Consider the following 15,811-nt stretch of genomic DNA (forward strand, 5'->3'; position numbering starts at 1 on the left):
CATTTATAGTTAATGAAATACAAGTTAATTTTCTTTTTTTGCTTATGTTTTGGTTTTTCTTTTTCGCAAGAAGAAGCAAAAAACCAATTTACAATTGACGCCAATTTTTTCTATGGTTCAGTATTAGAGCATAACTCAGATATTTCTCATCTTATAACAGAACATCCTTCTGGTCTAATATTAAGTTATAACCGTAAAACTTTCGGATTTAAAAACTGGGAAAGCAGGTATAATTATCCAGATTGGGGTTTTTCGTTTATCTATCAGGATATGAAAAATCAAAGTTTAGGAGAAAACTATAGTGTTTATGCGCATTACAATTTTTACTTTTTAAAACGAAATTTAATGTTTAGAGTAGGTCAAGGTTTGGCTTATACCACTAATCCATATGATAAAGAAACCAATTTTTTAAACAACGCTTATGGTTCAGATTTGTTAAGTACAACCTATGCAATGCTTAATTATAAAAAGGAAAATATATTTAAAGGTTTTGGAGTACAAGCAGGTATTTCTATTATACATTATTCTAATGCCAATTTTAGAGCTCCAAATACATCAACTAATACATTTGCATTTAATGTAGGTGCAAATTACAATTTAGATTATGAGGCGCAACCAGAGTATATTGCTTCTACAGAAGATAAGACGTTTAAAGAAAAAATAAAATACAATTTTGCGTTTAGAAGTGGCGTGAATGAAAGCGATGTTATAGGTGTTGGTCAATATCCTTTTTATATTGTTTCGGCTTATGCAGATAAACGTTTAAATAGAAAAAGTGCCGTTCAAGTAGGAACAGATGTGTTTTTCTCAAAATTTTTAGAAGAGTTAATTTATTATTATTCTGTTGCTTTTCCTGAGTTCGATGTAAACGGAAATGAAGATTGGAAACGCGTTGGTATTTTTGTTGGGCACGAGTTATTTATTAATAAAATGTCTGTTATAACTCAGTTGGGTTATTATGTGTATTATCCTTACGATTTTGAAGGACGTGTTTATAATAGAGTTGGACTAAAACGTTATTTTGGTGATACGTTTTTTGGAGCTGTGACGTTAAAATCTCATGGAGCAAAAGCTGAAGCTGTTGAATTTGGAATTGGAGTTAGATTATGAAGAAACTACTATATATAGTTATAACTGTTGTTTTGCTGTCTTGTAACGGTGAAAATGTGCCAGATTGTTTTCAAAATGCAGGTGATATTGTTCAAAAAGAATTTACTGTTGAAGCTTTTGATAAGATAACAGTTTTTGAACGTGTTGAACTTATTATTACAGAAGCAGCAACTCAAAAAATTATTGTTGAAACAGGTGAATTTTTATTAGATGATATAGAGGTTAACGTTGAAAACGGAAGACTTAAACTTAAAAATAATAATGCCTGTAATTTAACAAGAGATTATGGCATTACTAAAGTATATGTAAGTTCCCCCAATCTTACTGAAATAAGAAATAGTTCAAATTTAACAGTAAGTAGTAGAGGTGTTTTAAATTACGATACGCTAAAGTTGGTTTCAGAAGATTTTAATTCTGAAGAAGTTACACATACAGACGGAAGCTTTAACCTAGAAGTGAATTCAACTACAATAAATGTTGCATTTAATAATTTATCAAATGTATTTATTAGCGGTCAAGTAGAAGATGTTTTTATTGGATTTTATTCTGGTAATTCACGCTTTGAAGGCGAAAATTTAATCGCACAAAATATCGAAATTTTTCAACGAAGCAGTAATGATATGATTATTAATCCGCAAGTATCATTAACTGGAGAGATTAGAAGCACAGGAGATGTAATTTCTTTAAACGAGCCACCAACTGTAGATGTTGAGGTGTTTTATACTGGGCAACTTATTTTTGCAGATTAATTCGAGGTTAACTCTCTAAATAAACTTTCTAAACTTGCATTTTTCTGATTTAGCTGAAGGATTTTTAGTTGATTATCATGAGCGAAATCAAAAACATAAGAACGCATATCTTCACTAGTTGCAAATGTAATTTCATAAACAAAATCATGCGTATTTTTTACAGACGCTACATTAGGAAGTTTTAATAAAAAAGCATCTTCAACCCGATAATCAAATTCAACAATAACTGTTTGCGCTTGACCTTTACGCAATTCGTTTAAATACTTGTCTGCAACTATTTGGCCTTTATTAATAATTATAACTCTATCACACATTGCTTCAACTTCCTGCATAATATGTGTAGAAAGAAAAACGGTTTTGTCTTTACCTATATTCTTTATTAAATGTCTAATATCTACAAGTTGGTTGGGATCTAAACCAGTTGTGGGTTCGTCAAGAATTAAAACATCAGGATTGTGCAATAAAGCATTAGCTAAGCCAACACGTTGTCTATAACCTTTAGATAATTGACTTATTTTTTTGTTTGCCTCAGGTGCTAATCCTGTTAGCGTAACAACTTCATTAATTTTTTCTTTAGAAATCTTATAAATCCCAGCATTAAAACTCAAGTACTCTTTAACATACATGTCTAAATACAAGGGATTATGTTCTGGTAAATAACCAACACTTTTTTGTACCTGCTGAGTTTTGTCTAACACATTATAACCGTTTACTTTTGCGCTACCTTCAGAGGCATTTATGTAAGTGGTTAAAATTTTCATCATTGTAGATTTTCCAGCACCATTTGGACCTAGAAAACCAACAATTTCACCTTTATTGATTGTAAAAGAAATATTGTATAAAGCATTTTGCTCGCCATAAACTTTAGATAGATTTTCAACTTCAATAGACATACTTAATTGGGTTTGTTCAAAAATAGTAATGATTACTATTAATTCTTTAAAAATGAAACGCTAATTTCAAAAAAATAGTTTTACAATTTTGATTTCTTAAAATAATAATTACATTAGCAATTCAATAGATATAATGAAAACAACAAATTATACATATTACAATTGGTTTTATTTCTTTTTTAGCGATAAGAGCGAGATATTGTATGTATAATTTATAAGTAATAAATTTAATATGAGTCTCGATGAAAATCGGGATTTTTTTTTATGATAAAGTCAGTAGCTATACAAGGTGTTAAAGGGTCTTTTCATCATATTGTGTCTCAACAATATTTTGATGAAGACATTACTGTGAAAGAATGTTTGTCTTTTGATAATGCTGTACATAGCCTATTACATAATAAATGTGATGCCGTTATTATGGCCATAGAAAACTCTATTGCCGGTTCTATAATTCCTAATTATGCGTTAATAGATGACTACCAATTGCATATTATTGGAGAGCATTATTTAGATATTCAGCATCATTTAATGGCATTGCCAAATCAATCTATCGAAGATATAAAAGAAGTGCATTCACATCCTATGGCATTGTTGCAGTGTAAAGCATTTTTTAAAAAGCATCCTCATATTAAACTTATAGAAGATAAAGACACAGCTGAGGTTGCTCAACGTATTAGTAAAGAAAGAACTAAAAGTATAGCAGCAATAGCAAGTACCTTGGCTTCTGAGTTATTTCAATTAGAAGTTTTAGCAGAAAGTATACAAACGATTAAGCATAACGAAACGCGATTTGTCATTGTAAAAACTTCAAATTCAGAAATTCCTAAAGAGGCTATTAATAAAGCATCAATTAAATTTGAATTAGACCATAAAAGAGGAAGTTTAGCGAGTATTTTAAATGTTTTAAGTGATTGTAAGTTAAATTTAACTAAAATACAATCATTACCTAAAATTGAAACCCCTTGGAAATATGCTTTCTTTGTAGATGTAACTTTTGATGCTTATAAAGACTATCAAAAAGCAAAATCGATTATGCAAATTATGGCTCAGGAGTTTAAGGTTTTAGGCGAATATAAAAATACAGTTAGATGATACAGTTTTCTAAAAGACTTCAAGATGTTGAAGAATACTACTTCTCAAAAAAGCTTAAAGAAGTAAACTTACTTAAAGACCAAGGAAAACCTATAATTAATTTAGGTATTGGTAGTCCAGATTTAGATCCTCCGCAAAGAGTTTTAAACGCGCTGGTAGAGAGTTTTGAAGACCCGTTGGCTCATAAGTATCAAAGTTACCAAGGTATACTAGAGCTTAGAGAAACTATAGCTGGTTTTTATAAAGAACATTTTAATGTCATACTTAGCCCAATTACAGAGGTTTTACCTCTTATGGGAAGTAAAGAAGGAATCATGCATATCTCCATGGCATTTTTAAACGAAGGCGATCAGGTTTTAATTCCTAATCCTGGTTATCCAACATATAGTTCGGTAACCAAATTAGTTGGAGCAAAGCCAATGTATTATGATTTAACAGAAGATAATAACTGGCATCCAGATTTAACAGCTTTAGAGCAATCAGATTTAAGTAATGTAAAATTAATGTGGGTAAATTATCCACATATGCCAACAGGAGCTGTAGCTACAAATAAGTTATTTGATGATTTAATTGCATTTGCAAAACGTAATGATATTTTAATTGTAAATGATAATCCATATAGCTTTGTTTTAAACCCATACCAGCGCAGTATTTTAAAGTACAATGGCGCAAAAGATGTCTGCTTAGAATTAAATTCATTAAGCAAAACATTTAATATGGCTGGTTGGCGAGTAGGAATGGTTTTAGGAAAACCAGAATTCATAAACGCAATTTTAAAAGTAAAAAGTAATATGGATTCAGGTATGTTTTTAGGCATACAAAGAGGTGCAATAGAGGCTTTGCAATGTTCTAAAATGTGGTACATGAGTTTAAATAGCGTGTATGAGCAACGACGAAAAATTGTATGGCAAATTGCAGAGGCATTAAACTGTACTTATGATAGTAGAGCAACAGGTTTATTTGTTTGGGCAAAACTGCCTGAGTATTTAAAAGCTGAAGAATATATAGATTTAATATTAAAAGAAAAGTCAATTTTTATAGCTCCAGGTACCATATTTGGTAGTAATGGAGATGATTATATACGTATTTCATTATGCGCATCAGTTGAAGATTTAGAAGAAGCCTTAGCACGAGTAAAATGAAAAACATATATATAATTGGGGTAGGATTAATAGGCGGAAGCTTAGCTATAGATATAAAAAATAAAACTAATAATGTTTTTGGTATAGACACTAATGAAAATCATCTAGAGGAAGCTATCAATTTAAATATTATTGATGCTAAAGCAAGTTATTCAGATTTACAAAATGCCGATCTTGTTGTCTTAGCAATTCCAGTAGATAAAGCAGTAGTAGAGTTGCCAAAAGTATTAGATGCAGTGTCTGATTTTGCATTAGTTATAGATGTAGGTTCAACTAAATTTCCAATATGTAAAGCAGTAGAACATCATGCTAAGCGTAGAAATTTTTTAGCAACACATCCTATTGCAGGAACAGAGTTTTCAGGGCCTAAAGCAGCAATTCAAAAGCTATTTCAAAATAAAACCAATATCATTTGTGAGGTTGAAAAAACAGCATTCAAGTTACAAGAGAAAGCTTTGCAGTTATTTTCAGACTTAGGGATGAGAATTCGTTATATGAATGCCGAAGCACACGACAAGCATATTGCATACGTATCTCATTTGTCACATATAAGTTCATTTATGCTAGGTAAAACGGTAATTGAAAAAGAAAAGAACGAACGTGATATTTTTGATATGGCAGGAAGTGGATTTGAAAGTACAGTGCGTTTAGCTAAGAGTTCGCCAAAAATGTGGACACCAATATTTAAACAAAACAAAGAAAATGTTGTAGAAACACTTGATGAATACATAAACAATCTTAAACAATTTAAGGCGTTAATGGAAGCTGATAATTTTGACGCTATTTATCACGAAATGGAAGACACAAATCATATTAAAGATATTTTAAAAGGAATTATTTAAGCTAGAAGTAAATTATAGATTAGAAGAAAATTAATGTTATGGAGAATAAAAAAGAATTGAGAACATGGTTAGATGATATGCAACTTAATCATCCATTAGTAATTGCAGGACCATGTAGTGCAGAAACAGAAGCGCAAGTTTTAAAAATTGCTCATGAGCTTAAAAATACAGATGTAAATTACTATCGAGCTGGTATTTGGAAACCAAGAACACGACCAGGAAATTTTGAAGGCGTTGGCGCTTTAGGTTTAAAATGGCTGCAGAAAGTAAAAGAAGAAACAGGTTTAAAAACAGCAACAGAAGTTGCAAATAGAGCTCATGTAGAACTAGCTTTAGAACACGATATAGATTTATTATGGATTGGAGCACGTTCAACTGTAAGTCCATTTATAGTACAAGAAATTGCAGATGCTTTAAAAGGAACAGATAAAGTAATATTAGTAAAAAATCCAGTAAATCCAGATTTACCATTGTGGTTAGGTGCTATTGAGAGACTAGCTACCTCAGATATTAAAAAGCTAGGAGTGATTCACAGAGGTTTTTCTACATACGAAAAAACAAAATATCGCAATAATCCTGAATGGCAATTAGCTATTGAGTTACAAACTAAGTTTCCAGATTTACCTTTAATTAATGATCCTTCTCATATTACAGGCAATAGAGATATGATTCTCGATATTTCACAAACGGCTTTAGATTTAAATTTTGATGGATTAATGATAGAAACTCATGTAGATCCAGATAATGCATGGAGTGATGCAGCGCAACAAGTAACTCCAAAGGCTTTGGTACAAATTATGAAGGATTTAAAAATTCGTAAAGAAACAGATCCAGAAGCAGAATATAATAATGAGCTAAACAATTTAAGAGCTCAAATAGATGTGGTTGATAATCAAATAATTGATTTGTTAGGCAAACGTATGAAAGTTGCTGATGGCATTGGAACACTTAAAAAGAAGAAAAATGTTGCTGTGTTACAAAGTAAACGTTGGAACGAGATTCTAGGTAAAATGGTGTTAGAAGGCGAAACCAAAGGTCTAAGCGAAGAATTTATACTCAGGATGTTTAAAGCCATTCACCAAGAGTCAATTAATCATCAAGAGAAAATTTTAAAATCTAAATAACAAAAAGCCTCACAAGTGTGAGGCTTTTTTTACCGTATTAATGGTTTATTTGTTTCTTTTAAAGATGTAACGTGTTATAAAAATACCTTTTCCATCTCCTTTTCCGCCTTCACTTTCAACGGCACTAGTTACAAAGGCTAGCTCCCAACCTTCTTCAATCATAGTATTAATTTTTGAAGTAATTACTGCATCATTAGCTGCAATATTTTGAAAGCGAATTCCTCCTAAGTTATAGAAGTTTAAAAGTTTTGTTTCTTCAAAGTTTTTAACTCTTATTTCGCTTCTGTCAGATTTGTTTCTTTTGTCCTCTTTTTTATCACCGCTTCTTTGAGATGTAAATTCTTTATAATCTCTATCCTCACTTGCAGATACTATTCTAGACCGACCTAAACCATTTGGCACAATAGACTCAACACTTGTAATAACTTTATATTCTACCTGTGCATTTGAGTCAATAAAAGAAATAAATAAAAGCGCAATAATTAATACTAATTTTTTCATGTTGTTGTTGATTTTTTTTAAAATTAAGTAGCGAATATACACATTTCATAAATTAAAAAGTTGTTATTTTGTTTGTAATAAAAAAGAATGACAGGGCTAGTTTATAAATCTACAGGGAGTTGGTATACAGTAAGTACAGAGCTTGGTGCAATCTACCAATGTAGAATAAAAGGCAAGTTTAGAATAAAAGGCATAAAAAGCACAAACCCAATTGCTGTTGGTGACGTTGTAGATTTTGAGTTAGAAACTAATAATGACGAAACTACAGGAGTCATTCATAAAATTCATGATCGAAAAAATTATATTGTCAGAAAATCTGTAAACCTATCAAAGCAAACACATGTTATTGCTTCAAATATAGACTTGGTTTTTTTGCTAATTACTATTGATAATCCGCCAACATTCACAAGTTTTATAGATCGTTTTTTAGTTACAGCAGAAGCCTATTCAATTAAAACTGTTTTATTATTTAATAAAGTTGACACATATAGTGATGACACTCTAGATGAGGTTAAATACTTGGCTCATGTGTATAGAAAAATAGGCTATGAATGTATTGGTATTTCTGCCGCAACAGGAAAAAATATAGATAAAGTAAAAACTTTAATGACAAATAAGGTTAGTATGTTTGCTGGTCATTCAGGTGTTGGTAAATCTACATTAGTTAATGCCATAGAGCCTAATTTAGATTTAAAGACAAAAGCCATTTCTACTCAGCATATGCAAGGTCAACATACAACTACATTTGCTGAAATGTTTGATATTGGGTTTGCAAAAATTATTGATACTCCAGGTATTAAAGGATTTGGGATTGTTGATATGGATAAAGAAGAAGTAAGTGATTATTTTCCAGAATTTTTTGAGTTAAAACAAGATTGTAAGTTTAACAATTGCCTACATATTGAAGAACCAAAATGCGCAGTAAAAGAAGCACTTGATAAAGATGAAATTTCCTATTCGCGTTACAGAAGCTATGTGCAAATTCTAGAAGGCGAAGATGAACATTACAGAACCGATAATTGGAATGCTGAATAAATTATAGAAGTAATGAAAGCAGTAATTCAAAGAGTTTCAAAAGCCAGTGTAACTATTGAAGAAAAAAAAGTAGCTTCAATTCAAAACGGATTATTAATACTTCTTGGTATTGTAGATGAAGACACTCTAGATGATATAAAATGGTTGTCAAATAAAATTATAAACCTTCGTATTTTTGGTGATGAGCAAGACGTTATGAATAAGTCGTTATTAGACATAAATGAAGATGTAATAGTGGTAAGCCAGTTTACACTACATGCCAATACAAAAAAAGGAAACAGACCAAGCTATATTAAAGCTGCAAAACCAGATGTTGCAATACCAATGTATGAGGCTTTTGTGAAACAAGTTGAAGCAGATTTAGGAAAACCAGTACAAACTGGACAATTTGGAGCAGACATGAAAGTAGAATTGTTAAATGATGGTCCTGTAACTATTATTATTGATACAAAAAACAAAGGATAATTACACTGTTTTTTCTAAAAGGATTTTTTATAAAAAAAATGAAAATTATTGAATTTAAAACGAAATAAAATTCATATAATTACAGCTTATTTAACTCTTATTTTTTTAAGATAAATATATAATTCCCAAATTATGAAATGCTTACGCTTAAGTGTTTTGCTATTTGTATATAATTGCATACAAATAGTAGCACAAAATAATTTATACTCAACAATTACAATTTCAAATGATTTAAAAGCCAGTGCTAATGCTGTTGTTAGGTTGCATGAAACAACTATAGATTTAAAATCATCTACCAAGATGGTTAAACGAGTAAAACGCATAATTTCAGTTTTAAATAAACAAGGAAATAGAAATGTTAATGCTGTTGTTCATTATGACGACGGATTGAAAATTAACAACCTACAGGTTTTGGTTTTTGATGCCTTTGGTGAGGAAATTAAAAAGGTAAAGAAAAAAGATTTTAAAGACGTAAGTGCTGTAGATGGAGGAACATTATATTCAGATTCTAGAGTTAAGTATTTAGAGTATACACCTATAGCTTACCCTTATACTATTGAGTTGACTTATGAAACTGAAACTGAAAACACAGCTTTTTTACCATCATTTTACCCAATCAGTTCCTATTATGTAAGTGTTGAACAAAGTGTTTTTGCTTTAAATAATCCTTCAGAAATTTCAATTCGTAAAAAAGAAATGAATTTTGAGAGTATTGAAGTTGAAAAAACTGAAACTAATCAAGGTTATAGTTATAAGGTTAAAAACTTAAATGCTTACAAACCAGAAGATCATAGTCCAACTTTAATAGAGATGGTTCCAAAAGTTATGTTTGCTGCTAACGATTTTAGTTTAGAAGGTGTTTTTGGCTCTGTTAAAAACTGGGATGATTTTGGTAAGTGGATGTATAAAGACTTGATTGCTGGTACTCAAAACCTTCCAGAAACTACTATAAGAGAGATTAATGAATTAGTGAAAGATGAAGTTAATGCTCTAGATAAAGCCAAGAAAATATATAAGTACGTACAAGATAAAACAAGATATATAAGTGTTCAAGTAGGCATTGGAGGCTGGAAGCCATTTAATGCATCAGAAGTTGATAAACTAAGTTATGGTGATTGTAAAGGTTTAACAAATTATACAATGTCATTACTAACTGCTGTTGGTGTTAAGTCTAATTATACTGTGGTTTTCTCTGGTAGTTCACAAAGAAATTTAGAGTCAGATTTTGCATCTATTCAAGGAAATCATGTGATATTAAATATACCTCAAGAAAATAAAGAAGATATATGGTTAGAGTGTACAAGCCAAAAATTACCGTTTGGTTTTATAGGTGATTTTACTGATGATAGAGATGTGTTGGTTGTTTCAAATAAAGGAGGTAAAATAAAACATACTAAAAAGTATGTGACAGAAGAAAATATTCAACAGATAAATAGTAGTTATAGTATTTTAGAAGATGGAAGTATAAATGTTGATTTAGAAATGATTTCTAAGGGAATACAATATGATAATAGATATTGGTTAGAAACACTTACTCAAATAGATTTAGATGAGCGCTATAAAAATCATTGGGATTATGTAAATAATATCGATATAAAGTCAATGGAAATCGATAATGATAAAGAAAAAATAGCTTTTAAAGAGAAAATAAGTTTTAATGCTGCTAATTATGGCAATATGGTTGGGCAAAGAATGCTTGTAGTATTAAACCCAATAAATAGAAATACATATGTACCAGACAGGTACAGAAATAGAAAATTGTCTTTAAAAATTAATAGAGGTTATAAAGATGTTGATGAAATAGAAATACATTTACCAAAAGGCTATAAAATTGAAGCTTTACCAAATAATCAAAACATTACAAATAAATTTGGGAGATATTCTTTAGAAATTCAACCAAAAGATAAAAGTACACTAATTTATAAAAGAGAGTTTATAACTAATGATGGTGAATTCCCTAAAGAAGATTATAAAGAATTTAGAAATTTTTATAAAGAAGTAGCAAAATTAGACAACTCAAAACTATCATTAATAAAAGAATAAATAATACATGAAAAAAATAATATACATCATAGCATTTTTAGTAAGCTATTTAGGGTTTTCTCAAAACTATAAGTTTGGTAAAGTAAGTAAAGAAGAATTGCAAGAACAATTTAACCCTTTAGATTCTTCTGCAAATGCAACGTATTTGTATAAGTATCGAAAAACACATTTTGAATATCAACAAGGAGAAGGTTTTTATTTGATTACTGAAATACGTGAGCGAATAAAAATTTATAATCAAGAGGGATTTGATTATGCTACTCGAACTATTAATACGCATAAGAGTGGTGGTGTAAAAGAGCAAATAATAGGTTTAAAAGCCTATACATACAACTTAGAGCAAGGTAAGGTTGAAGACACAAAATTAAAAAACGATGGTGTTTTTGAGACAGAGTTATACAAATATACTAATCAAACTAAATTTACAATGCCTAATCTAAAACAAGGTTCAGTAATTGAGTATGAATTTAAAATCAAATCACCATTCATTTATAATGTAGATGAGTTTGTGTTTCAAGAGGATATTCCAACAAAAAAATTAGAAGCAATTTTTGAAGCACCAGAATATTATACGTTTAAAACTAATACTAAAGGGTTTTTAAACATTAGGCCAAAAGTTGAGAATAGCGATGACAGAATTACATTTAATAGTAAAAGTAGAAGATTTGGAGGCACAAAATTTAATTCCTCCGATTTAGAATTCAAGAAAAGTGTGTCAACATATGACCTGTCTGATATTCCTGCTTTAAAAGACGAGCCTTATGTAAATAGTATTTACAATTACCGTTCAGCAGTTAAATATGAGTTGTCATATAGTAAATTACCTAATAGTTTTACTAAGTATTATACTACAACTTGGGATGATGTTGTAAAAACAATTTATAAAAGTGAGAGTTTAGGTCTGGAGCTTAAAAAAACTAATTATTTCGAAGAAGATATAGATGCTTTAATTAGTGGTGTTAATGACCAAGCTAAGAGAGCAGGACTTATTTTTAACTTTGTGAAATCCAACGTTAAGTGGAATGGGTATTATAGTAAATACACGAATGAAGGTGTTAAAAAAGCATATAAGAATCATGTGGGTAATGTTGCAGAGATTAATTTAATGTTAACTGCAATGTTACGCTATGCAGGGTTAAATGCTAACCCAGTTTTAGTAAGTACACGAAATAATGGAGTGCCTATATTCCCAACTCGAGAAGGTTATAATTATATCATATCTGTTATAGAGTTACAGGGTAATGTAGTTTTGCTAGATGCAACCTCTAAATTTGGTTCACCCAATATTTTACCATATCGAACTTTAAATTGGCAAGGGCGTGTTGTGAGGGATGATGGTAGTTCAACTTTAGTTAATTTGTACCCAACCACTAAAGCAAAAAGCACCTATTATATGAATGTTGAGCTAAATGATAATGGAGATGTAACAGGTAAGGTTAGAAATGCATTAACCAATCATGATGCCATGAGGTTTAGAGAATCTTACGTTCAGAGAAACAAAGAGGAATATTTAGAGGCGTTAGAGGCTAGATATAAGGGTATTGAAATTACAGATTTTGATGTTAAAAATGAATTGGATTTATCAAAACCAGTGATGTCAAGTTTTGAATTTTTGGCTGAGGACCAACTTGAAGTTATTGGAGGTAAAATGTTTGTTAAGCCATTATTTTTTCTAACAGAAGATGAAAACCCATTTAAATCAGAGAATCGAGAGTTCCCAATTGATTTTGGCTACCCTTCTGGACGTAAATACAATATAAGTATTGCTATACCTGAAGGATATAAAATAGAAGCAATCCCAGAACCTGCTGTTTTAATGTTGCCAGATGGATTAGGCTCATTTAAATATAATGTAACAGCTAAAGACACTTCAATACAATTGGTAATAAGTTATGATAATAATTCTGCTATAGTATCTCAACAATATTATGATGCCTTGAAAGAATATTTTAAGCAATTTATTGAAAAAGAAAATGAAAGAATTGTTTTAACAAAAATATAATTATGGAACTTCAAAATGCACAAAAAGTAGTTGATAATTGGATCAAAGAACATGGTGTTCGTTATTTTAATGAGCTAACAAACATGGCTCAATTAACCGAAGAGGTTGGAGAGGTAGCGCGTATTATTGCAAGACGTTACGGAGAGCAAAGTGAAAAAGAAAGCGATAAGAATAAAGATTTAGGCGAAGAGCTAGCTGATGTTGTTTTTGTGGTATTGTGTTTGGCCAACCAAACAGGAGTTGATTTGCAAGAAGCTTTCGATAAAAAGATGGATGTAAAAACTAAGCGTGATCACGACAGGCATCATAATAATGAAAAACTAAAGTGAATATAAAACTTCATAAATCAGCACTAAAAAATAATTGTTCTATAACAATAACAGGTTCAAAAAGTGAATCAAATAGGCTATTGTTATTACAAGCCTTATATCCAGAGATTTGTGTTGACAATATATCAAATTCTGATGATTCTAAAGTAATGCAGAATGCTTTACAAACAGAGTCAGGAGTTATTGACGTCCATCATGCAGGAACAGCAATGCGCTTTCTAACAGCTTATTTTGCAATACAAAAAGGCAGAGACATTCTTTTAACAGGTTCAAGTAGAATGCAAGAACGTCCCATAAAAGTGTTAGTAGATGCATTAAATCAATTAGGTGCAGATATTTCCTATTCAAAAAAAGAAGGTTGTCCACCAATTAAAATTAAAGGGGAAGAATTAGTTGAACATAAAGTTACTTTAAAAGCAAATGTAAGTAGCCAATATATATCTGCGCTATTACTTATTGCTCCAAAACTTAAAAACGGATTACAATTAACCTTAGATGGTGACATTACCTCGATTCCATATATTGAGATGACACTTAGTTTGTTAAATCAAATAGGCGTTGATACTCAATTTAAAGATAATATAATTGTAGTTAAACCTTTTGCTGATAAATTAGAACCAAAAACAATTGTAGTAGAATCAGATTGGTCTTCGGCTTCATACTTTTTTAGTATTATAGCTTTAAGTGAAGTAGGAACTCAAATTACGTTAACCGCTTATAAGCAAGACTCATTACAAGGTGATTCTGCTTTGGTGAAAATCTATAAAAACTTTGGTGTCGAGACAGTTTATAAAGATAATGCTATTACAATTAAAAAAGTAGACAATAGCCAGCCAACAACGATTAATTTTGATTTAAAAGATTCACCAGATATTGCTCAAACAATAGCAGTAACTTGTTTTGGTATGGGTATTGCCTGTAACTTAAAAGGGCTTCATACTCTAAAAATAAAAGAAACAGATCGTCTTGAAGCTTTAAAAAATGAATTAGAAAAATTAGGAGCTAAAGTTGAAGTTACCAATGATTCATTGTATCTACATACTTCAAAAAAGATAAATGAGAACATCTCTATTGCAACTTATAATGATCACAGAATGGCAATGGCATTTGCGCCTTTAGCATTAAAAATGACATTGCAAATAGAAGATGCCAATGTGGTTTCAAAGTCTTACCCAACATTTTGGAATAACTTAGAAGCTCTTGATTTTGAAATATCTCGATAATAATCCAGCTTTTACTTGACAACGCCTACTTTGAGATTGTATATTTGCAACTTTGTAAAAATTATTAGCTACATAATTAAAACAGTATTATGAATTTAGTGTAGCTATAAAAACCACTAAACACAAGTACATGAAATTATCACACTTCCAATTTGATTTGCCAGAAGAATTATTAGCAGAGCGACCTTCAGATTTAAGAGACGAAGCAAGACTAATGGTTTTAGATAGAAAAAATCAAACTATAGAACATAAATTGTTTAAAGACCTTATCGATTATTTTGAAGAAGATGATGTCATGATTTTAAACAATACAAAAGTATTTCCTGCTCGTTTATATGGTAACAAAGAAAAAACAGGAGCAAGAATAGAAGTGTTTTTATTGAGAGAATTAAACGAAGACCAACGTCTTTGGGATGTATTAGTAGATCCAGCTCGTAAAATAAGAATAGGAAACAAGCTTTACTTTGGTGAAGATGATACTTTGGTTGCTGAGGTTATAGATAATACAACGTCAAGAGGAAGAACATTACGCTTTTTATATGATGGGTCTTATACAGAATTTCGTCGTAAATTAACAGAGTTAGGAGAAACACCACTTCCAAAATATATAAAAAGAGATGTAGAGCCAGAAGATGAAGAACGCTACCAAACAATCTTTGCAAAAAATGAAGGCGCAGTAGCAGCTCCAACGGCAGGATTACATTTTTCTAAACATTTACTAAAACGCTTAGAGATTAAAGGTGTTCACCTTCCAGAAGTAACTTTACATGTTGGATTAGGAACCTTTAACCCAGTAGAAGTAGAAGATCTTTCTAAGCATAAAATGGATAGTGAAGAAGCTTTTATTGAGCAGCATGCAGCAGATATTATTAATAACGGTATTAATAATAAAAAACGTGTTTGTGCTGTTGGTACAACCGCAATGCGAGCTATAGAAAGCTCTGTGTCATCTAACGGTAGATTAAATGAATACTCAGGCTGGACTAATAAATTTATTTTTCCCCCTTACGAGTTTAGTATTGCAAACTGTATGATTACAAATTTCCACACACCAAAATCAACATTGTTAATGATGGTTTCAGCTTTTGCAGGACATGATTTTATGAAAAAAGCTTATGAAGAAGCTGTAAAAGAAAAGTATCGTTTTTACACTTATGGTGACGCCATGTTAATTATATAGTTGCTTAATACATAGATATTAAAAGCCTTGTTTTTACAAGGCTTTTTTATTTTTGGCATTACCCTTAAGGGTCGTGCTATC

At 30.6% G+C, this 15,811-nt stretch carries 15 protein-coding genes; 13 read left to right on the plus strand and 2 right to left on the minus strand.

The annotated features are described in order from the left end of the window. The first annotated feature begins 12 nt into the window (after positions 1–12). The gene (locus tag BXY80_RS11725) at positions 13–1,110 is read left to right on the plus strand and encodes an acyloxyacyl hydrolase (RefSeq protein ID WP_120202163.1); all 1,098 of its coding nucleotides are present in this window, start codon (positions 13–15) and stop codon (positions 1,108–1,110) included. Beyond that, entirely contained in the window at positions 1,107–1,859 is a 753-nt protein-coding gene (locus BXY80_RS11730; RefSeq protein ID WP_120202165.1) for a head GIN domain-containing protein, read from the plus strand. Before BXY80_RS11725 ends, BXY80_RS11730 begins: the two co-directional genes overlap by 4 nt. Here the strand turns inward: BXY80_RS11730 and gldA are convergent. Then, positions 1,856–2,752 (minus strand): gliding motility-associated ABC transporter ATP-binding subunit GldA, encoded by an 897-nt coding sequence (gene gldA, locus BXY80_RS11735; protein ID WP_120202167.1) that lies wholly within the window; start codon positions 2,750–2,752, stop codon positions 1,856–1,858. The two genes, BXY80_RS11730 and gldA, sit on opposite strands and share 4 nt — an antisense overlap. 264 nt (positions 2,753–3,016) lie before the next feature. Between gldA and BXY80_RS11740 the strand changes: the two genes are divergently transcribed. Genes BXY80_RS11740 through BXY80_RS11755 form a run of 4 tightly spaced genes read left to right on the plus strand, consistent with a single transcriptional unit; the run spans position 3,017 to position 6,952 of the window. Continuing rightward, positions 3,017–3,844, plus strand: coding sequence for a prephenate dehydratase (locus BXY80_RS11740; RefSeq protein WP_120202168.1), 828 nt, complete (start codon positions 3,017–3,019; stop codon positions 3,842–3,844). Then, positions 3,841–4,986 (plus strand): pyridoxal phosphate-dependent aminotransferase, encoded by a 1,146-nt coding sequence (locus BXY80_RS11745; RefSeq protein WP_120202170.1) that lies wholly within the window; start codon positions 3,841–3,843, stop codon positions 4,984–4,986. Before BXY80_RS11740 ends, BXY80_RS11745 begins: the two co-directional genes overlap by 4 nt. After that, a complete protein-coding gene (locus BXY80_RS11750; protein WP_120202172.1) occupies positions 4,983–5,828 on the plus strand; it encodes a prephenate dehydrogenase in 846 nt (281 codons plus the stop codon). The genes BXY80_RS11745 and BXY80_RS11750 overlap by 4 nt, the downstream gene beginning before the upstream one ends. A 38-nt stretch (positions 5,829–5,866) precedes the next feature. Beyond that, entirely contained in the window at positions 5,867–6,952 is a 1,086-nt protein-coding gene (locus BXY80_RS11755; protein ID WP_120202174.1) for a bifunctional 3-deoxy-7-phosphoheptulonate synthase/chorismate mutase type II, read from the plus strand. Positions 6,953–6,997: 45 nt separating this feature from the next. On the opposite strand, the gene BXY80_RS11760 is transcribed toward BXY80_RS11755, so the two are convergent. Further along, positions 6,998–7,453 carry a hypothetical protein gene (locus BXY80_RS11760; RefSeq protein ID WP_120202176.1) on the minus strand — a complete coding sequence of 152 codons (456 nt, stop codon included), beginning with the start codon at positions 7,451–7,453 and terminating at the stop codon, positions 6,998–7,000. Positions 7,454–7,540: 87 nt separating this feature from the next. On the opposite strand from BXY80_RS11760, the gene rsgA reads away from it, so the two are divergent. The 7 genes from rsgA (at position 7,541) to queA (ending at position 15,730) form a co-directional block, all read left to right on the plus strand. Then, positions 7,541–8,488: a ribosome small subunit-dependent GTPase A gene (gene rsgA, locus BXY80_RS11765; protein ID WP_120202178.1), complete on the plus strand. Its 948-nt coding sequence runs from the start codon at positions 7,541–7,543 to the stop codon at positions 8,486–8,488. A gap of 12 nt (positions 8,489–8,500) precedes the next feature. Beyond that, a complete protein-coding gene (dtd, locus tag BXY80_RS11770; protein WP_120202180.1) occupies positions 8,501–8,953 on the plus strand; it encodes a D-aminoacyl-tRNA deacylase in 453 nt (150 codons plus the stop codon). A gap of 132 nt (positions 8,954–9,085) precedes the next feature. Continuing rightward, positions 9,086–10,996, plus strand: a complete 1,911-nt coding sequence (locus tag BXY80_RS11775) for a DUF3857 domain-containing protein (RefSeq protein WP_120202182.1) — start codon at positions 9,086–9,088, stop codon at positions 10,994–10,996. Between the two features lie 7 nt (positions 10,997–11,003). Further along, positions 11,004–12,998: a transglutaminase domain-containing protein gene (locus BXY80_RS11780; RefSeq protein WP_120202184.1), complete on the plus strand. Its 1,995-nt coding sequence runs from the start codon at positions 11,004–11,006 to the stop codon at positions 12,996–12,998. A 2-nt stretch (positions 12,999–13,000) separates the two neighbouring features. Beyond that, positions 13,001–13,327, plus strand: a complete 327-nt coding sequence (locus tag BXY80_RS11785; protein WP_120202185.1) for a nucleotide pyrophosphohydrolase — start codon at positions 13,001–13,003, stop codon at positions 13,325–13,327. Further along, entirely contained in the window at positions 13,324–14,550 is a 1,227-nt protein-coding gene (gene aroA / locus BXY80_RS11790) for a 3-phosphoshikimate 1-carboxyvinyltransferase (protein ID WP_120202187.1), read from the plus strand. The genes BXY80_RS11785 and aroA overlap by 4 nt, the downstream gene beginning before the upstream one ends. Positions 14,551–14,680: 130 nt before the next feature. Then, positions 14,681–15,730, plus strand: a complete 1,050-nt coding sequence (queA, locus tag BXY80_RS11795) for a tRNA preQ1(34) S-adenosylmethionine ribosyltransferase-isomerase QueA (RefSeq protein ID WP_120202189.1) — start codon at positions 14,681–14,683, stop codon at positions 15,728–15,730. Positions 15,731–15,811 lie beyond the last annotated feature (81 nt).

Origin of the sequence: Ichthyenterobacterium magnum, from assembly GCF_003610635.1 — a bacterium.
GTDB lineage: Bacteria > Bacteroidota > Bacteroidia > Flavobacteriales > Flavobacteriaceae > Ichthyenterobacterium > Ichthyenterobacterium magnum.